Raw genomic sequence first — 18,397 nt, forward strand, 5'->3', positions numbered from 1 at the left:
TTCTAAAATCCAATTTTATCTACACCTTCAATTTTTTCTGTACTGGGGGGAGACATTAACACGCGATCGCCTTTCTGAAGTCCTGCCAAAACTTGCACTTGATCACCACTAGTAGCACTTACTTTCACTGGTTGGAAACTGGCAGCATTTTGACTATCAATAACATATACCCCGGTTTGACCATTGGGCTGAGTTGTTACAGCCGCCAGAGGAATTACTAGAGCATTCTTAATAGTCTGACTGTGGAATGTCAGGCGTACATTCATTCCTGATTTCAACTTGTCTTGCCCATTCGATAAAACTACCTTAACTCGAAAAAAAGTGATATTGTTTTCCTGCACTGCTCTTGGTGCAATTAGACTTACTTTTCCTTTGAAGGTTTCATTAGGATAGGTGTCTGTTTGAATATCTACAAACTGACCGCGATTGATTTTGGCAATGCTAGCTTCAGGAATTCTGGCTTCAATTTCTAAGCCACTAGAGAGTTCAGCAATTGAGGTCGAGGTTGCACCTTCAGTATTAGAAGCTGATGTGGTAGGTGTAACAAAATCCCCTTCTTGGGCAAAGCGACGGGTAATAATTCCCGCAAATGGGGCACGGATGATAGCATTATTCAACTGACTTCGATAAAAAACTAACTGAGCTTTAGCCTGTGCTACCTCGGCTTCAGCTTGGGCAATTTCCTCGGGACGTAATCCATTTTTGGCTTTCTTCAAACTTTCACGTTGTTCTTTGAGCCGTGCTAGTTCTGCTTCTAAGTTAGCTCTAGCTTCTTGTGCTTTAGTGACAAACTCTTCAAAGGCATTGCGGGAAATAGCACCCTCTTGCACCAACACTTGATTGCGTTGCATCTCTACGATTGCTCGATTCAATCGAGTTTGAGATGCAGCTACAAATGCTTCTGCGGAAGCAACTCTAGCTTTAGATTCAGCAATGTCTTCTTGTCGAGTGCCAGCAACTTTTTGTTTCAAATCAGCCACAGCTTTATTTAGTGATGCTTGATACTGATTTACCTGTGCTTGTAATCTTTCACTATCCATAAGGGCAATAATTTGTCCTTTTTGGACGCGATCACCTTCATTCACATACAATTTAGCAATGCGTCCAGAATCTTCTGGGCTAAGATTGATTTTTTGTAATGCTTGCACCACGCCATTAGCTTGAATCTGCACTACCCAATCTTTAGTTTGCACTAAGATAGTTTGACTAGTTAAATCTGGCTGGGAGGAAGTTTCTTGAGTTTTCCAGTAAACTGTCGCCATACTTCCCAAGGTGCTGGCTAACAAGATACCGAAAATCCAAGGACTAAATTTCTTCATCCGATTATACAGTTTGATGTAGTCACTAAAATTAACTCCTGATAAGTCTTGTATAAATAAAGTATCAATAATAAAAAATTTACTAGAAACCAAAATTAATGTTTTTAATGGCGCAATAGATAGCCCCAGCTACCATAGCAACCCCACTCACTTAGAACTTGCTGTTTTTCAGTATATATTTCTGTCAGCACTTCAGCCTTATTGGCAATTTTGTCTGACATAATTTTGCCTTAAATTTGTCTAAAAAATTATTAAATCTCTGCTATTACTTATAAACAATCTATTTCTTATTTAAATTATTCTCTGGTTGTATTTTAATAAGCTGAAATTCCAACTTTCGGTTATCCAAAAATCTACCTATTGCAGTACATCTGTCTGCAAAGATTTACATATTGGTGCAATAGTTACTTTTTGGTAAACATGGCTCTAGCTAAATTAATAGCAATGGCAGGTTCTTTCGCAAAGCGATCGCTTACCCATTTTCGCAACATTAAAGCTAAATCATCGTTGAGTTTACTTAAGTTATGTTGCAGAATTGTATATACTTCCTGATTTTTATAAGTTGCTCTTAATAAATAATAAATCAATTAGGAAGTTTTGCTCCTGGTTAGCAGCTTCATTGGGCATAGCTAAATTCCTAATAATAAATCTTGTAGGTTAGTATTCCCAAGTTTTCATGCTATCTAACAATTAAAGTGGTGTAATCCAATAAGTAATGCCTCTAATAACTTGTTTGTTAAAACCAAATAAAGGTAAATTATCTTCAGTTAAACCCACATAAGTCCAATGTGGAACATCATTTTCTACAGTTTGAAACCAACCATTTTGATTAAGAGCTTTTCTTTGTTCTTTACTACCTACCCGCAAATCAATGGCTAATCCCCAAAGATGTTGTGAAGTTCCGGGAGGTGCAACTAAACCAAGAATTTTTGTTTCTTTGCCCTGTTGAACTTTTGCCAAAATTTGATTGTTAGCATATTTTTGCCAAAATCTTAAATTCGTGTTGAAAGTGCGAGTACAATCACCAGAGCCATAACCAGATTTTAGTGGTATATGTTGTTGAAACCGCGCTTTATTTAGAGCGTCAGCCGCCGATTTTTGTAAATAACAATCGTTTGTGCCATCAACATGACCCATTGTTAAAGTAGCTTGAAATTCTTGGGTTTCTTGTTCATTAGCAAAGATATCTTTTGGCGGCAGTTTAATTCCGAAATCTTGATTTACAAAAACTGCACCATAAGCTCGCAGCAAAGTATATTCATAAGTACCAGTCTGGGGAATTGTAGGTAATTTCTGGCTAATCGCAGATAAAAAACGCTGTTTACTATTTAATTCTGGGTTGGGAATAAATGGTTTTGGTGTTATCTCTTTAGAGGTCTCTATACAAGGTGATGAAACAGTTGGAGAGCATACATTTAATGGTTGGGAAGTTCTAGTAAATTGGTGGTGGGTAATCTCATTACTAGCTACTAAAACAAAAATCATTCCGATAACTATACTGATGAAACTTGCCTTTCTAATAAATCTAGTAATATCTTTATGCTTTTTGATGGTGAGTTTCATTTTTAAATAATTAATTAGTTGATTCAAAGGTAAATGCAACAGCCTTGTTTAAATATCTATTGTTGATAAATTAGAACAATTTATTAGAGCCAAACTATATTTTCATAGATTTAAGAAAAGTATTTAATATATCAGCAAGAAAACAATTCGTGCTAATTACTAGCTATGTGAACAATAGTTGTGACAAACAAACCGGAATGTTGTCACAAATTTTAAAAAATATAATATTTTTTATTGAATACTCAAGTTTAAAAATAGAAACTTGTCTCTGATTGGGTACTAGTAAATTTGATAACTTTTTTATTAGAAAGTTACATCCATGAAACCACTGGAACAGCTAAAATTGAAAAGAACTCTAAGCTTGCCGATCCTGTAAGTATGACCATGCACAATTCCGTTCAATTCCAAGACGCTTTTGATGTCATAGTCGTCGGTGCAGGTCACTCCGGTTGCGAAGCGGCTCTGGCCTCTGCACGCCTCGGTTGTCGTACCCTGTTATTGACGCTCAACTTGGATAGAATCGCTTGGCAACCCTGTAATCCAGCAGTGGGTGGCCCGGCCAAATCTCAGTTGACTCATGAGGTAGATGCACTCGGTGGGGAAATAGGTAAAGTAGCAGACCGCACCTACCTGCAAAAACGTATCCTCAACTCTTCACGGGGGCCTGCCGTTTGGGCATTACGCGCCCAGACGGACAAGCGCGAATATGCAGCAGTGATGAAGAATATTGTCGAGAACCAAGAAAACTTGACAATCCGCGAAAGTATGGTGACAGATTTGGTGCTGGGTGCTAATGATGAAGTCATCGGCGTAGAAACTTATTTTGGTGTAGGGTTCCAATGTAAAGCTGTCATCTTGACAACTGGCACTTTCCTGGGGGGCAAAATCTGGGTTGGCAACAAATCAATGCCAGCCGGACGCGCTGGGGAATTTGCGGCTGAGGGATTGACACAAACCTTAAATCGCCTGGGATTTGAAACCGGAAGACTCAAAACTGGAACCCCAGCACGGGTAGACAAGCGATCGGTGGATTATAGTAAAATGCTAATCCAGCCAGGAGATGAGAATGTGCGCTGGTTTAGCTTCGACCCAGAGGCATGGGTCGAACGGGAACAGATACCCTGCTACATTACCCGCACCACCACCGAAACCCATCGTCTAATTCAAGATAATTTGCACCTGTCGCCAGTTTATGGCGGTTGGGTAGAAGCTAAAGGGCCGCGTTATTGTCCCAGTATTGAAGATAAAATTGTGCGCTTTGCTGATAAGGAAAGCCATCAAATTTTTATTGAACCAGAAGGACGAGATATACCCGAACTTTATATCCAAGGATTTTCTACAGGGTTGCCCGAAAATTTGCAGTTGCAAATGTTGCGGACTCTCCCCGGTTTAGAAAAATGTGTGATGCTGCGTCCGGCTTATGCTGTGGAATATGACTATTTACCTGCAACTCAATGTTACCCCACACTGATGACCAAAAAGGTTGCTGGACTATTTTGTGCTGGGCAGATTAACGGCACGACAGGTTATGAAGAAGCCGCAGCCCAAGGGCTGGTAGCAGGAATTAACGCCGCTCGATTTGTTAGTTCTCAAGAAATGATTGTATTTGCCCGTGAGCAAAGTTACATTGGAACGCTAGTTGATGACCTGTGTACCAAGGATTTACGGGAACCTTACCGGATGCTTACCAGTAGGTCAGAGTACCGCTTATTATTGCGTTCTGACAATGCCGACCAACGTTTGACAACCTTGGGACGAGAAATTGGTTTAATTGACGATCGCAGATGGGATCTATTTACCCAAAAACAAGCGAACATTATCACAGAAAAACAAAGATTGCAAGCTACACGAGTCAAAGAACATGATGAAATGGGAATAGCGATCGCATCTGATACCCAACAAGCAATCAAAGGTTCAATTACCCTCAACGACTTACTGCGCCGTCCGGGATTCCATTACGTTGACCTCGACAGGTTCGGACTAGGAAACCCCAACCTCAACCGCGCCGAGAAAGAAGGCGCAGAAATTGATATCAAGTATTATGGCTATCTTGCTAGGCAACAAAATCAGATTGACCAAATTGCCCGTCAAGCCCACCGCCAATTACCTGCGGACTTGGATTATACAACAATTGATACCCTTTCCAAAGAGGCGCGGGAAAAGCTGACTCACGTAAAACCACTCACTCTTGGTCAAGCTGCACGTATCGGTGGTGTAAACCCAGCCGATATTAACGCTTTATTATTATATTTAGAATTGCGTAAAACCAAGAGCCAGCATGGCTTTCCAGCGTTAGCTTAACACAAACTTGATAAAGACTGAGTATAGTAGTAGGGAGGGAGATTGGTATGATAGATGACATAACTATTAGTACTGCTATCATCAACAATCCCCAGATTAAAGTTGATTTTAATACCAACGCTCAACCAACTCGTCTCAATAAGACGGCGGATTGGATATCTCATCTGTAATCCTAACTCCCAGGCAGTAGGCGCGGCGTTTCCTCGTCCTAGCAATAACCCAGAACGTCTATGTTACAAGAAGCCAGTACCCGTCTCATAGTACCAGAACCATCAGAAGACTTAATCGCCAACGAGCCTTGGTCGATAGAAAACTATGCTGATGGTCTCATGGATGAACTCTTTGCCGATATCGACTACATTCTGGATGTTAGTGATAATCTGCCTTCTCAAACCGTTAGGCATGGTAGGCAGAACAAAGCTCAACGCCACTCGCCTCCAGAATACGTGCCTCTGCAAACAGTTACGATACCGCAGATTATCTTACCAAACGGACAGTCAGTTACTCAAAATAATAACAAGCACTTGAGTACCGTTGTCTTTGATAACGCCACCATTAAACCAGTTATTAGAAAGCGTCAAAAAAGCAGCCGGACTTTGGGCAAACTGCTGATTGTCGGAACAACTTTAGGCGTGGCGATCGCTGGTATTCTCTATCTAGTGCAGTCTGGAGTCGTATATCTTTTAAATCCCAACTTAACCCAGCAAGCTCTTCTAGCACCGCAAACGCAGTCACAATTGCCTGGAAAAACAGAAATTGAGGCAGATTTGGTTGATTATATGCTGGGAGCGCTGGCAGTTATAGACAAGCAAGAATTAAAAAGCAATCAAAAATCTTTCAGTTCGGGATTCTCCAGTCAGACAAATACTAATCAAATAGCCCTTGGTAACGGGCAAACAAGTGGGAATTTACCACCATTTCCACTTCTGGCAAATAATACACCACCAGCCCCTAACCGTTCTGGAAGTGTTGTTGAGCGGATCTATGTTCCCGTTTATCAAGCACCGTCGCCAATGCGCTATGCGCTGCCAGCAATTCCTGGTAGTCCCGCACTTCTACCACAAGTTGCCAATGCATTGCAGGCATCTCAACCTAATGTGGTGAAAAGTGCCCTAAATACGGTGCGACAAGCTGCCAAGCCTGTAACTGTCAATATGTTAGCGGCGGCTGTACGAGCAGAACTTAAACCTGTAGCTGGACGAACTGCACCGATTACCGTGCGGCAAACACCCAAGCCTCTACCTGCATTACCAGTGGTTCCATTACGTGCAGCACTTGCGCCAGAGTCAGAACCAACTATTACCCAGGAACAAGTATATCCGGCAACTGCGATCGCAGTTGCCCCGAGTAATACTCTCGAAGGATTGCTAGAGTTAGGTAACAAATCTGCCGCTTTGTTTAAAATTGACGGCGTGACTCGCCGCATCAATATGGGTGAAAGCATTGGCCAAAGCGGTTGGACACTGGTAGAGGTTAGTAATGGCGAAGCTGTCATCCGCCGCAATGGTGAAGTGCGATCCATTTACACAGGGCAGAAGTTGTAAAATCCAAGGCATCTAACTCATCAACAATTAGCTCCTGACTGGTGGGTTAATTTCAAAATGAATATGATTGTCGTGACCATTTAGAGACACACAAAGTCTCTCTTTAATTAGCTGTTGATCGTTGAAAAAGACTGCCCGTACCAGCTTTTGATTAGTAATCGACTTGAGAATAGCTCGTGCAGCATCTCGATTGTAGTTAGAACTTGACCAAACAATACCACCAAAATTCCCATTTTTTTGGGGTAAGTAAATATCGCACATCATGCCAGTTTCATTGTCCCAAAGCGATCGCCCATCAGAGTAACTAGCAACTTGGGTTACTACATAAGCCCCCAAGCTTTCGGCAATTGGGGCTAAGATTTTCACAAATAGGCTTTGGATACGCAAAAAGTCAAATTCGCTAATCTGACTAGTGCCCTCTACAATCACTAAAACGGGACGAGAATTACTTAGCCCTAATTGCTCTAGCGCCTTCCCTAACTCTGCGGTTTCAGATACCGTAACTGCTACTACTGCTTGCTTGGGATTTAAATTTAGCCTAAAAAATTTACCATTTATTCAAAGTAGAAGTTGCAATAATTTAAGTATCTTACGTAAGAAATGTCAGTGCCAACCCTACGGGCATTGCTAATATTTTTAGTCGAGTTACTGGCGGTAACGCCTCTAATATTTTGGGTACTTTGGGCGTAAATGGTGCAGCTAATCTATTTTTGCTCAATCCCAATGGCATTATTTTTGGGCCAAATGCCCAGCTAGATATTCAAGGTTCATTCCTGGCTACCACAGCTAACAGTTTTCAGTTTTCTGATAGTAGTGAATTTAGTGCTACTAATCCTCAAGCGCCGCTACTGTTAACAATGAGTGTACCTGTGGGTGTGCAATATGGTTTAAAGCAAACGGCAAGTATTACTAATCAAGGAAATTTGGTAACAGGAAAGGATTTGACGCTGAGTGCAGGAAATCTAGATTTACAGGGAACACTCCAGGCTGGTGGTGATTTAATCTTACAGGCACAGGATACTTTAAAAGTAAGAGATAGTGCAAGTAATCCCTTCATTGCGGCTGCGGGTGGGAATTTGCTGACGCAGGGTAATCAGAAAGTAGATATTTTTGCTTTAAATAACCCCAATAGTGGTTTTTTCTCTGGTGGCAATATGGTGTTGCAGTCTGAAAACACCATTGGCGGCGATGCACATTACTGGGCTGGGGGTAATTTTAGAATTGAACAGTTGAATGGCAATTTAGGTAATCTGTTTAGTCCTTATGATCTAGTAATTCGCGCTACTGGAGATGTGAGTTTTGATAGTTACGAAGGGGCATCTTTGCACATTCTGGCGGGTGGGAGTGTCAATATTTCGGGTGACGTTACAATCAATGATGTAGACAGCACAAGCAATTCTATTAAAGAAACCATCACGCTGTCGGATGGAAAAAATATAAATATTGATGGTAGCGCTACACCAAAACTCGATATCAGAGCAGGGATAAATTCCAATGATATTGGAACTCCAGGATTTACACCCAATCTGCCGATTGGATTCAATGGGCAAAATCCTAATACAACCAATGAACCAACAAATGCAAATATTACCATTAAAGGTAGTATTGATAATACTTCAGGCTCTGAATATAACAGTGGACAGATACTTATAACTAATCAGTATCATCCCAATAAATTGCTGGGTAATATTACAACAGGAGAAATCATTACTTATGGTGATGTCACTATTGATTCGCGGGATGATATTACAACTAAGGGGAAAATTGATACTAGTATTAATGAATTTGTACTACCTAATCTCAAAGCTGGTAATATTAGGCTGCTAGCAAATCAGAATATCTTGATTCAGAATCCGCTGTTATCTAATGTAAATGATAGCGTTAATGGCAATGGTGGTAATATTGACCTGAATAGTAAGGAAGCAGGAATTGATATAAAGGCGGATATTAAATCTTAAGCTCCCAACGGAACTGCTGGAAGTATCACGATTCAAGCGTTAGGAGATATATCTGTTTTTAATAGCAGTATAGAAGCCATTAGTAATAATGATATCGAAAAATATAATAATAACATCACCATTAATTCTACGAAAGGTTCATTTGATTTAAATGATTCTCAATTAAATACCACTAACAAGAATGCTGTCGGCTATGCAGGATATATCATAATTAATGCTAGTGACAAAATATCTCTTCTCAACGGCAGCAAAATATCTAGTCAGGGTAATAATGGATTACTATTGATTGGTATTAATCTCAAAATATCGACTAATGATGATAATGAGGATTATGTAGAAACAAAAATTGATGTTGATCCTAATAAGATATATATGCCTCAAAACATTATTATTGATAAATCGGAAATAAATACAAATAGTAATGGTTCAGATGAGGCAGGAGGTATCATGATTAATGCTAGTGACAAAATATCCCTTCTTAACGGCAGCAAAATATTGAGTCAGGGAAATAATGGATTACTATTGATTGGTATTAATGATAAAATATTACGGGAAACTTTTAAATTAGTATTGATTAGTCTTAATGATATAGATAACCCTAAGAGCGTTATTATTGATAATTCAGAAATAAATACTGATGATAATGGTTTAAAAAAAGCAGGAAATATCAGCATTGATGCTAGTAACCAAATATCCCTTATAAATGCCAGTAATATATCTAGTAAGGGAAATTTTGGAAGCATATTCGTTGGCGATAAATATACGCCTAAAAGCTTTGTTATTGATAATAAATCTGAAATAAATACTGATGGTAATAGTTCAAAAATTGCAGGAAATATCACAATCAATGCTAGCGACAAACTATCCCTTATATAGCGGTTCTCAGTTGGGTGCAATATAGTAACAGCAGTGGGTGAACCATCCAATAATGTCCTTTTTAGTCACAGCTTCTAAGGCATTTGTAATGGCCTCATCTAGCTCTTGATAGGTTCGAGCCGCTTGCGAACGTAAAAATTCTTTCACTTTTGACCAGCAGTTTTCAATTGGTGAAAAATCTGGAGAGTAGGGAGACAAATAAACCAATTTTGCTCCCACAGATTCAATGGCTTCGCGGATACCTGTAACTTTATGAGAACTGAAGTTATCCATAACAACAGTTGCACCTGGCCAAAGGCTAGGAACTAAAACTTGAGTAACATAGGTTTCAAACGCCGATGCATTAGTACCACCAGTAAAAGTCATCGCAGCAATAATGCCTTCAGTTGACATCGCTCCAATCATCGTCACATTTTTTCCCCGGCCGTCAGGACAATGACCATAAGCACGACTGCCTTGAGGCGAACGAGCGAAGCGTCTGGTCATAGCAATATTTACTCCAGCTTCATCGATAAATACTAAGTCTGCTAAGTTTACTTCTCCGATGATTGTCCAATACTCTGCCCTCAATTTTTACACCCGTTCTGTATACTTTTCACTCGCGTGTAATGTTTTTTTTTGCGTGTCAGATTCAGCTTTTGGGTGATTCTGCCCATTGAGGAACGGCTTATCTTTACTTGAGTCTGTTGTTCTAAGCGATACCTTCGGTAAGCTTCGCTAACGCACAATTCCACCAAAGTAGAATCATTATTCAATACTACTCGGGTTTTGCATTTTCAACTCAGAATTTGGTTTGGGGAAAAGGTTAAAGGGTAAGGGTTAAAGGTTTTTTATTTCCCTTTTCCCCTTCCCCTTTCCCCTTTAACCGACAAGTATTGCATCATTATTTGACTCAACTAATAACCCTACAAATGCCAGATGCTCATTATTGAGCTTTGATATTTGACCTCCACCATGAGGCTTTGGCTCAACTGTCCCACTGCTACGATATCGTCTCAGTAAACTTTGAACGAAACTCAAGCTGACACTAAATCTTATTGCCAATTGTCGTTGAGAGCCTTCTTGATTGTTATATGCATTGATCACTTTTTGGCGGAGATCACAAGAGTAAGGTTTCATTCCCTAAGTACTTGGACGTTAATATACTCCATTCTCCCATACTGTATTTCACTCAAGCAGGAACCGCTATATATTGCACCCAACTGAGAACCGCTATATTATCTACATCGAAGGCATGAATCCGGACGGAACGCTCAATAACAACGCCCTCAATGTCTGGAACGACCTCCGTATCGTGATTGAGTTTAAAGACGGCAAGTCTAAAATGATTGGCTGTTGGGAAGCCACAACAAACCCTGGTAAGTACTATACGTACAATCCCTTGAACTCCAAAGGTGCGGCGATTATCGCCTTCGGGCAATACACCGCATGGCAGGTAGGAACTCACGGACAGGCTTCTCCCCATGAAGCTCTTGTGCAAACTGGTGGTTCGGTCACTGTCCATCGTGATGCAAATCGGTCAGGCACGCGCGATGCAGGTGACTCCATTGACTCAGGTCATTTTGGCATTAATCAACATTGGGGAGGTGATAATCCTAAGTCCGACGTAGGAAGATGGAGCGCTGGCTGTCAAGTAGGTAGAACAAAACAGGGACATCGCGAGTTCATGGCTATCGTTAAGTCAGACCCACGCTACCAAGCTAACCGTAGTTTCACCTTCACTAGTACCATTATTGACGGCAAAGACCTCCTAGCACAGTTCCCTGCAAGTTGAATTTTGGCGTTGCAGAATAGAAATATGAATTAGGGCGATCACTATGAAATGTCCAAAGTGTGAATCAACCCATATTCGTAAGAATGGGCGGCAACGTGGTAAACAAAACTACATATGTGTTAAAATTATGCAAAATTATCTGTAGCTTATGATACAAATTTATATGCGCTTACCCTGAGATTTTTGTGCAATCTTCTATCTGGAAAAACCGTAATTACCAATCTTCACCACAGCTTTGTTACATCAAAGCAATCTAATGAAGGTGATCGCCTTTTTCACTGATTAATTCACCACAGACACTTCTGACAATTTGTAGAAACTCCCGTAAAACAGGTGTCATATTCTCTTGTCGCCACACTACAGCCGTTTCTACTAATGGTGTTTTTTCTTCTAAAGTGCGATAAACTACACCAGCCCTTTGAAGATTTTGCAAAGAAGACGGTACGATCGCAATCCCCATTCCCGCTGACACTAGCCCGATGATTGTCTGCATTTGGATTGCTTCCTGAGTCACTTTTGGGCTGAAATTTCCTTGCTGGCAAAGACTCAGGATTTGATCGTAAAGTCCGGGGCCCAAATGGCGGGGGAACATAATAAAATTTTCGTTCAAGAGCGATCGCACTGAAATATTTTCTTGTCTGGCTAAGAAATGAGTTTCTAGCAAAGCTAAGATTAGTCCTTCTTGCTGAATACATTCTTGATTGAGAGTGTTGTCTTCTAAAGGTGGATGGGCAAAACCTACATGGATGCGGCGATTGAATAGCGCTTGTTCTTGCTGAGTTGTCGTTAATTCTTGCAATACTAACTCTACCTCTAAAAACTGTTCTCGAAACCATCGCAAAATCACAGGCAGCAAATCGTAAGTTACCAAGCTGGTGAAACCCACTCGTAGTTGTCCTTTCTTACCCCTACCTGTCCGTTGAGTCAGATCAATTGCTTTTTCCAGTTGAGCGAACAACTGATAAGCTTCTTGCAAAAATACTTGTCCGGCTTCCGTTAGCTGCACCTGGCGTTTAGTTTTGCGTTGAAAAAGTTCTACCCCAAGGGATGCTTCTAGCTGCTGAATTTGCTGGCTTAAGGGAGGTTGAGCGATGTGAAGTCGCTCTGCTGCTCTAGTAAAGTGCAGTTCCTCAGCTACAGCAATGAAGTAGCGCAGGTGTCGCAGTTCCATAGTTTTGATATTTTATAAGTCTTAAATACTCATAAATATATATTGGACATCCCAAAAAATGCTACCTATCATACTCATACATGCAAGTCAGAGGATGATGTAACTATGTCGGATAATTTGAAAAGCCAAGTTGTAACGCAAGGAGTGCAGCGATCGCCAAATCGAGCCATGCTGCGTGCAGTTGGTTTTAAAGATGAAGATTTCAACAAAGCCATTGTCGGTATAGCCAACGGTTACAGCACCATCACCCCCTGCAATATGGGAATCAATCAACTGGCGCAAAGGGCAGAAATTGGGATTAAAACCGCCGGAGCGATGCCGCAAATGTTCGGCACGATTACCATTAGCGATGGGATTTCGATGGGAACCGAAGGGATGAAATATTCCCTCGTATCGCGGGAAGTCATCGCCGATTCCATTGAAACCGCCTGTACCGGACAAAGTATGGATGGTGTACTAGCCATTGGTGGTTGTGATAAAAATATGCCAGGGGCAATGTTAGCGATCGCTCGGATGAATATCCCTGCAATATTCGTTTACGGTGGCACAATTAAACCCGGTCACTACAACGGACGCGATTTAACCGTTGTCAGTTCTTTTGAAGCAGTTGGTCAATATAGCGCCGGAAAAATTGACGACAAGGAATTATTAGAAGTCGAAAGTCGCGCTTGTCCTGGTGCCGGTTCCTGCGGAGGAATGTTCACAGCCAATACCATGTCTTCAGCATTTGAAGCGATGGGAATGAGTTTGCCCTATTCTTCGACAATGGCAGCCGAAGATGCCGAAAAAGCTGACAGCACCGAAAAATCAGCTCATGTGTTAGTCGAAGCCATCAAGAAGCAAATCTTGCCCCGGCAAATTATCACCCGCAAATCTATAGAGAATGCCATCTCTGTGATTATGGCAGTCGGTGGTTCGACCAATGCCGTATTGCATTTTTTAGCGATCGCTCGTGCTGCGAATGTAGAGTTAACCTTGGATGACTTTGAGACAATCCGCGCCCGTGTTCCCGTTTTGTGTGATTTAAAACCCAGTGGTAAATATGTCGCTACAGATTTGCACAAAGCTGGTGGCATTCCCCAAGTTATGAAGATGTTACTTGTGCATGGCTTATTACATGGTGATTGCCTCACCATTAGCGGTCAAACCATTGCAGAGATATTAGCAGACATCCCCGAACAACCATCTGCCAATCAAGATGTGATTCGGACTTGGAATAACCCAATGTATGCTCAAGGACACTTAGCCATCCTCAGAGGTAATCTGGCAACGGAAGGGGCTGTCGCTAAAATTACCGGGGTGAAAAAACCAGTAATTACCGGGCCTGCACGGGTATTTGAATCAGAAGAAGCCTCTTTAGATGCAATTTTGGCGGGTAAAATTCAAGCTGGTGATATTTTGGTTATCCGCTACGAAGGTCCCAAGGGTGGCCCTGGAATGCGAGAAATGTTGGCTCCCACTTCGGCAATTATCGGGGCTGGTTTGGGTGATGCGGTAGGATTAATTACCGACGGGCGCTTTTCTGGCGGTACTTACGGTATGGTGGTTGGTCATGTTGCACCAGAAGCAGCAGTTGGTGGTGCGATCGCGCTTGTAGAAGAAGGCGATAGTATTACTATTGATGCACCGGCTCGTTTATTGCAGTTGAATATATCTGAATCAGAATTAGCCCGTCGTCGTGCTAATTGGCAACCTCCTGCACCACGTTACACCAAGGGCGTGTTGGCGAAATATGCCAAATTAGTATCTTCTAGCAGTATCGGTGCAGTCACAGATTTAGATTTGTTCAAATGATAATAGATTCGGGTAATTTATGACAATGCTCTCAAAGCGGGTGCTACCTCAATGATGCAGCCAAATGATGAATTTTGGGGCGATCGCCATGCGGCTGTGAAAGACCCAAACGGAAATTATTGGTGGATTGCGACTCATCAAGAGGATGTTTCATCCGAAGAGATCGAAGAACGAATTAAAGTCTTGTTTGACAGCAAAGAAGAAGTCTAACTTGGCATCCCAACTAGGTAAGTATGACTTGAACAAGAAAGTGGACAACCTCTCCCTTTCTTGTTCAAATCACAACAGAATTAAGAGACTCCTTAGTTCAATCAAGCCTTAATTGTCAACACATTGGCTTTGATACAGTGAGTAAAAAACGTTTTTAATTTTTAATTTTTAATTCCGCCTTACGGTGACTAGGGGGTTGCTGATGAAACCTAAAGTTGTAATTACCCACTGGGTTCATCCAGAAATTATTACAAACTTAAGTGAGTATTGTGAGGTAGTTGCAAATCCAACTAGAGAGACTTTACCGCGTGAAGAAATTCTCCAGTTGGCGCAGGACGCTGAAGCCTTGATGGTTTTTATGCCAGATCAAATCGATGAGGCGTTTCTGAAAGCTTGTCCAAAATTGAAGATTATCGCCGGAGCATTGAAAGGCTACGATAACTTTGATGTTGATGCCTGCACTCGTCAAGGTGTTTGGTTCACCATCGTCCCTAGCTTATTGGCTGTGCCAACAGCTGAGTTGACCATTGGACTGATCATCGGGTTAGCCCGTCAGATGTTGCCAGGCGATCGCTTAATTCGTCAAGGCACGTTTGCAGGTTGGCGGCCCCATCTATACGGCAATACAGTTCAGTTAAGCATTTTTTCTTCTATTTCTTCTCTTCCTTCGTGTCCTTTGCGTCCTTTGCGGTTCGTTAAAAAAATTCACTTTGACAAAGAGTAAAGCCTTAACTGAACCGTATTGATCTATACGGCGTGGGATTAGCAAACCGAACACTGGGAATTGTTGGTATGGGGAGTCTGGGGCAAGCTCTTAGTCCTATAGTATTAGATTTTACTAATTAATCGGCAAGATTCAAGCCAGTGTAATTATCGAGAAAGAGAGAAGGGAAATGTTGAAGAAGAAAAAACTTTTCCCCACAATGCCAAGAAGTCAAGAAATCTATTTTTTACTAACCCAAGCAAGATCGGACATTCTCGAAAAAATTACGTTAGATATTGTTCTAATTAAGGCTGACCAAGGAAGTCCTGTTTGCCAAGTTCGACACCGCAGTGTCTGAGAATGTTATATGCTGTTGTGACATGAAAATAAAGATTTGGTAAAACAAAATAGAACAGATATGGCATTCCTTCAAAAGAGAGAGTATTGTCACGCATTTGTAGGGTAATTTCTCTTTCTTCTGAACCGTTAATTTGTTCAGGTTTAAACGTATTTAAATGAGAGATAGTTTTTTGAATGCGGTCAATAAGTTGAGGAAATGTAGTTTCATTGTCCTCGAATTTAGGTGGTTCTATAAGAGCTAACCGTGCGGCACCTCTATTTACTATGTCAGAGGCAATTTGCACTTGTTTTGATAATGGAAACATATCTGGGGATAGACGACTATTAATCAACACAGAAGGATCTATTTTTTTAGTTTCAGCATAAGCAGCACCTTTTTCAAGAATGTTTGTAAGGTTATTCAGTGTGCGAATAGACACGGGTATTAAAGCTTGGTACATTGAAATGGTCATTGAAATTTCTCCAGAAAAAGTTCAAACGACTTTGAGCCGCCCATCTAATATTAGGGGGTATTGACTGTGATGTTGTGTCAAAGAATATGGAACCAAATTTAGTCACAGATCCAAAGATACTGAATGTTTTGAACGAACTCATACAACTCTGGACGATCTTTCATCGCCCCTTTCTCACGCCATCCATTCATTCCAATGTGGCGCATCTGTCACCAGTTGAGCAAATTTGTCATATTCACATTCTCAAACTCCAGCATCACGCCGCGACGCTCACCACTTTTGCCCAAAGTATTGCCCATCTTCTCCAACAGCGATGGTGCTGTTTCGCCCGCCGTAGGCGATCGCCAGCCGCAAGCAGAGGCTAAAAATGCTTTAAAAACCTAAAAGTAAGAAACTTTAGAACTTAGATTTTTACTTGAGTTGCCACAATGGAGTGATATCAAGGTTTTCAGCAGCAGATACGGCATTTTTAACCTACGTCGGTACGGTTTACACCCCTCTAATTTTTGTAAAGCCATCGTAATATTTATTTATATAAAGCAATATTTGCTTACATAAGCAAACTCAAATAAAAGAGTAGGTAATAAAAGCGATGAATCAACCCATTGAATTATCTTTAGAACAAGAATTTAGCCTTAGAACTTTCTCTGATCAAGTGCAGCAGATGTCCCGTGAACAAGCTCAAGAGTTTTTGCTGATGCTGTATCAGCAGATGATGATAAGGGAAAAGACTTACCAAGAATTGCTCAAACATCAGTGGGAAGTTGATTCAGGTTCAATCTTGGGCTAAAACAAACCTTGCTCCCGTTACTTTAAGCGACTCAGAAGATAACGAACACACAATTGTCTTTTTCAAGGGCAAGGCAATAGAGATTATTTGCTTCCAAAAGAGGAAACTGTACAATAACTGACTCACAGTAACAGTTTTGATGGAATAGTGTACTACTGTTACCTACACCACCACCAACCAATTGCACACCATAGACGTACACCCGCTCCTAAAGTTAACCCAAATCTGCCACTGCCCCAGGTATGCGTTCCAGTAAGGCTCAAAATCAGCAATGCCAACAGCCGAGCCTATTGTGGAGACTAGCTGTTGGTAAAACTGACCAGCACTGTGCAAACCTTGCTGCAATTTCAGCTTCAGGATTTTTGGGTATTAGGTGTTAGGAATTAGGTTGCTAGGTTAAATTATTTGCTTTCTCAACTGCTTCCTTTAACTCTTCAAAAGTAATACTACCGTCTTCGTCTGAATCATAATTTACTAGTAATTCCTGGGGACTAGTGGTATTTGTTTCGGATGAGACGATTGCACTTAAGCCAGGACTTAAAAAAAGATCATTAATGGATACTTTGCCGTCTTGATCGCTATCTAAGGTATTAAAAAGAGATTGAAGCTCTTGCTCGGTTGTCATAAGTTTCTATCTGAATTAGTTTTTCAACTTAATATCTCATTAATCTCTGATTAATCTCTCAAAATTAAATAAACTTGTATCTTTAGACGTAGAAACGGCTACCCCTGGGGCTTAGATCGGGTGTACGCTGTGGGTTACAGGGGTTACACCGTATCGACCGTTGAGTAACAAAAGATTTAATGTCTCCCAAACACGGCAATTAACAGATGATTCACAAGAAACTCGTTGAACAGCACGGAAGTCACTTGACTTAAGACAGTGGAGGAAGTGCCATTTACTAGCAAAAATTAATCTAATTTTATTCCTTAAGGTAGATGACTTTTTAAATTAAAAAACTATCCTGTAAACACAGTTTTCCATTATCAATTTAATTACTATTTTTATTATTTCCATAAATTTTTTCAATATCTAAAACTCTAGTGTTAAACAGCAAATAAGGCTACAATGAACTGTTAATTGCTGGATGTAGCAATTTGTACTTGATTAAATTAAATTTGAAAGTTATTAGGTTAGGTAAACCGAAAAGTTTAAGTATGTCCTGTACCTTTTCGCTTTACCTTACCCAATAAATTTGGCGAACTATTAGGTATCAAGAAATAATGTTGAAACGTCGCACAATACTAGTTGGTTTAGCTGCGCTTGGCTTAACGTTAGCCGTTAGTACACAAGTTCATGGACAATCTACTAGCGGGCCAGAAGCTTGGCAAAGTGTCTACAATGAGGCGGTTGCTGGGGCAACAACGATAGTTACAGTTCCACTTTTGAACTCCTTATTATCATCTATCTTGCAAGTAGTCTTCAAATTGGCAGGTTATTGGGGTGGTTAACCCGCATTTCTCATACTCAAACAGAGAAAGAGCCTAAATAAAGAATTTTGCAATGTAATTTTTTAGTAATTCCTGCGGTTGCGATCGCGTTTCGCCAACTGTAGGCAATTGCTTGACTATATCTCTTGCT

The 18,397-nt window shown here is 40.8% G+C and carries 23 protein-coding genes; 13 read left to right on the forward strand and 10 right to left on the reverse strand.

Going from position 1 to position 18,397, the window contains the following annotated elements; all coding sequences use genetic code 11:
* Positions 1 to 2 precede the first annotated feature (2 nt).
* From H6G86_RS11525 to H6G86_RS11535, 3 genes are all read right to left on the reverse strand, one after another.
* On the reverse strand, positions 3 to 1,412 hold the full coding sequence (locus H6G86_RS11525; RefSeq protein WP_190934424.1) for an efflux RND transporter periplasmic adaptor subunit: 1,410 nt from the start codon (positions 1,410 to 1,412) through the stop codon (positions 3 to 5).
* Between the two features lie 311 nt (positions 1,413 to 1,723).
* Positions 1,724 to 1,906: a hypothetical protein gene (locus H6G86_RS11530; protein WP_190934425.1), complete on the reverse strand. Its 183-nt coding sequence runs from the start codon at positions 1,904 to 1,906 to the stop codon at positions 1,724 to 1,726.
* Positions 1,907 to 2,009: 103 nt separating this feature from the next.
* Positions 2,010 to 2,882, reverse strand: coding sequence for a D-alanyl-D-alanine carboxypeptidase family protein (locus H6G86_RS11535; protein ID WP_190934426.1), 873 nt, complete (start codon positions 2,880 to 2,882; stop codon positions 2,010 to 2,012).
* A 378-nt stretch (positions 2,883 to 3,260) separates the two neighbouring features.
* On the opposite strand from H6G86_RS11535, the gene mnmG reads away from it, so the two are divergent.
* Genes mnmG through H6G86_RS11545 form a run of 3 tightly spaced genes read left to right on the forward strand, consistent with a single transcriptional unit; the run spans position 3,261 to position 6,727 of the window.
* Entirely contained in the window at positions 3,261 to 5,183 is a 1,923-nt protein-coding gene (gene mnmG / locus H6G86_RS11540; protein ID WP_190934534.1) for a tRNA uridine-5-carboxymethylaminomethyl(34) synthesis enzyme MnmG, read from the forward strand.
* Between the two features lie 47 nt (positions 5,184 to 5,230).
* Positions 5,231 to 5,353 (forward strand): hypothetical protein, encoded by a 123-nt coding sequence (locus H6G86_RS39490; RefSeq protein ID WP_265578540.1) that lies wholly within the window; start codon positions 5,231 to 5,233, stop codon positions 5,351 to 5,353.
* Between the two features lie 60 nt (positions 5,354 to 5,413).
* Positions 5,414 to 6,727: a hypothetical protein gene (locus H6G86_RS11545; protein ID WP_190934427.1), complete on the forward strand. Its 1,314-nt coding sequence runs from the start codon at positions 5,414 to 5,416 to the stop codon at positions 6,725 to 6,727.
* A 27-nt stretch (positions 6,728 to 6,754) separates the two neighbouring features.
* On the opposite strand, the gene H6G86_RS11550 is transcribed toward H6G86_RS11545, so the two are convergent.
* A complete protein-coding gene (locus H6G86_RS11550) occupies positions 6,755 to 7,093 on the reverse strand; it encodes a hypothetical protein (protein ID WP_520449223.1) in 339 nt (112 codons plus the stop codon).
* A 257-nt stretch (positions 7,094 to 7,350) separates the two neighbouring features.
* Between H6G86_RS11550 and H6G86_RS38625 the strand changes: the two genes are divergently transcribed.
* Together H6G86_RS38625 and H6G86_RS11565 are read left to right on the forward strand one after the other, a co-directional pair.
* Positions 7,351 to 8,685, forward strand: coding sequence for a two-partner secretion domain-containing protein (locus H6G86_RS38625; protein WP_190934535.1), 1,335 nt, complete (start codon positions 7,351 to 7,353; stop codon positions 8,683 to 8,685).
* A gap of 282 nt (positions 8,686 to 8,967) precedes the next feature.
* Positions 8,968 to 9,561 (forward strand): hypothetical protein, encoded by a 594-nt coding sequence (locus H6G86_RS11565; protein ID WP_190934428.1) that lies wholly within the window; start codon positions 8,968 to 8,970, stop codon positions 9,559 to 9,561.
* A gap of 6 nt (positions 9,562 to 9,567) precedes the next feature.
* Here the strand turns inward: H6G86_RS11565 and H6G86_RS11570 are convergent, their stop codons facing one another.
* Positions 9,568 to 10,131, reverse strand: coding sequence for an IS630 family transposase (locus H6G86_RS11570; RefSeq protein ID WP_190934429.1), 564 nt, complete (start codon positions 10,129 to 10,131; stop codon positions 9,568 to 9,570).
* Between the two features lie 291 nt (positions 10,132 to 10,422).
* A complete protein-coding gene (locus tag H6G86_RS11575) occupies positions 10,423 to 10,680 on the reverse strand; it encodes a helix-turn-helix domain-containing protein (protein ID WP_190934430.1) in 258 nt (85 codons plus the stop codon).
* A gap of 73 nt (positions 10,681 to 10,753) precedes the next feature.
* Here H6G86_RS11575 and H6G86_RS11580 point away from each other — a divergent pair, with 73 nt between their 5' ends.
* Positions 10,754 to 11,335 carry a hypothetical protein gene (locus H6G86_RS11580; protein ID WP_190934431.1) on the forward strand — a complete coding sequence of 194 codons (582 nt, stop codon included), beginning with the start codon at positions 10,754 to 10,756 and terminating at the stop codon, positions 11,333 to 11,335.
* A gap of 43 nt (positions 11,336 to 11,378) precedes the next feature.
* Positions 11,379 to 11,480 (forward strand): IS1/IS1595 family N-terminal zinc-binding domain-containing protein, encoded by a 102-nt coding sequence (locus tag H6G86_RS40155; protein WP_520449225.1) that lies wholly within the window; start codon positions 11,379 to 11,381, stop codon positions 11,478 to 11,480.
* Positions 11,481 to 11,588: 108 nt separating this feature from the next.
* Here the strand turns inward: H6G86_RS40155 and H6G86_RS11585 are convergent, their stop codons facing one another.
* On the reverse strand, positions 11,589 to 12,506 hold the full coding sequence (locus tag H6G86_RS11585; protein WP_190934432.1) for a LysR family transcriptional regulator: 918 nt from the start codon (positions 12,504 to 12,506) through the stop codon (positions 11,589 to 11,591).
* Positions 12,507 to 12,611: 105 nt separating this feature from the next.
* Between H6G86_RS11585 and ilvD the strand changes: the two genes are divergently transcribed.
* From ilvD to H6G86_RS11600, 3 genes are all read left to right on the forward strand, one after another.
* Positions 12,612 to 14,300 carry a dihydroxy-acid dehydratase gene (ilvD, locus tag H6G86_RS11590; protein ID WP_190934433.1) on the forward strand — a complete coding sequence of 563 codons (1,689 nt, stop codon included), beginning with the start codon at positions 12,612 to 12,614 and terminating at the stop codon, positions 14,298 to 14,300.
* Positions 14,301 to 14,315: 15 nt separating this feature from the next.
* A complete protein-coding gene (locus H6G86_RS11595) occupies positions 14,316 to 14,510 on the forward strand; it encodes a VOC family protein (RefSeq protein ID WP_369009468.1) in 195 nt (64 codons plus the stop codon).
* Between the two features lie 202 nt (positions 14,511 to 14,712).
* Positions 14,713 to 15,234 carry a Rossmann-fold NAD(P)-binding domain-containing protein gene (locus tag H6G86_RS11600; protein ID WP_242064779.1) on the forward strand — a complete coding sequence of 174 codons (522 nt, stop codon included), beginning with the start codon at positions 14,713 to 14,715 and terminating at the stop codon, positions 15,232 to 15,234.
* Between the two features lie 284 nt (positions 15,235 to 15,518).
* On the opposite strand, the gene H6G86_RS11605 is transcribed toward H6G86_RS11600, so the two are convergent.
* Complete coding sequence (locus H6G86_RS11605) at positions 15,519 to 16,025, reverse strand: DUF1993 domain-containing protein (protein WP_190934434.1); 507 nt, start codon at positions 16,023 to 16,025, stop codon at positions 15,519 to 15,521.
* 86 nt (positions 16,026 to 16,111) lie between these two features.
* Here H6G86_RS11605 and H6G86_RS11610 point away from each other — a divergent pair, with 86 nt between their 5' ends.
* Entirely contained in the window at positions 16,112 to 16,390 is a 279-nt protein-coding gene (locus H6G86_RS11610) for a hypothetical protein (protein WP_190934435.1), read from the forward strand.
* Positions 16,391 to 16,617: 227 nt separating this feature from the next.
* On the forward strand, positions 16,618 to 16,815 hold the full coding sequence (locus H6G86_RS11615; protein WP_114081553.1) for an NblA/ycf18 family protein: 198 nt from the start codon (positions 16,618 to 16,620) through the stop codon (positions 16,813 to 16,815).
* 162 nt (positions 16,816 to 16,977) lie between these two features.
* Here H6G86_RS11615 and H6G86_RS11620 read toward each other — a convergent pair whose 3' ends face one another.
* Together H6G86_RS11620 and H6G86_RS11625 are read right to left on the reverse strand one after the other, a co-directional pair.
* The gene (locus tag H6G86_RS11620) at positions 16,978 to 17,160 is read right to left on the reverse strand and encodes a hypothetical protein (protein WP_190934436.1); all 183 of its coding nucleotides are present in this window, start codon (positions 17,158 to 17,160) and stop codon (positions 16,978 to 16,980) included.
* 46 nt (positions 17,161 to 17,206) lie between these two features.
* Complete coding sequence (locus H6G86_RS11625; RefSeq protein ID WP_114081552.1) at positions 17,207 to 17,440, reverse strand: EF-hand domain-containing protein; 234 nt, start codon at positions 17,438 to 17,440, stop codon at positions 17,207 to 17,209.
* Between the two features lie 599 nt (positions 17,441 to 18,039).
* On the opposite strand from H6G86_RS11625, the gene H6G86_RS11630 reads away from it, so the two are divergent.
* On the forward strand, positions 18,040 to 18,267 hold the full coding sequence (locus tag H6G86_RS11630) for a hypothetical protein (protein ID WP_190934437.1): 228 nt from the start codon (positions 18,040 to 18,042) through the stop codon (positions 18,265 to 18,267).
* Positions 18,268 to 18,397: the final 130 nt, after the last annotated feature.

Origin of the sequence: Nostoc sp. FACHB-133 (assembly GCF_014698055.1) — a bacterium.
In the GTDB taxonomy this organism is placed as follows: Bacteria; Cyanobacteriota; Cyanobacteriia; order Cyanobacteriales; family Nostocaceae; genus Nostoc.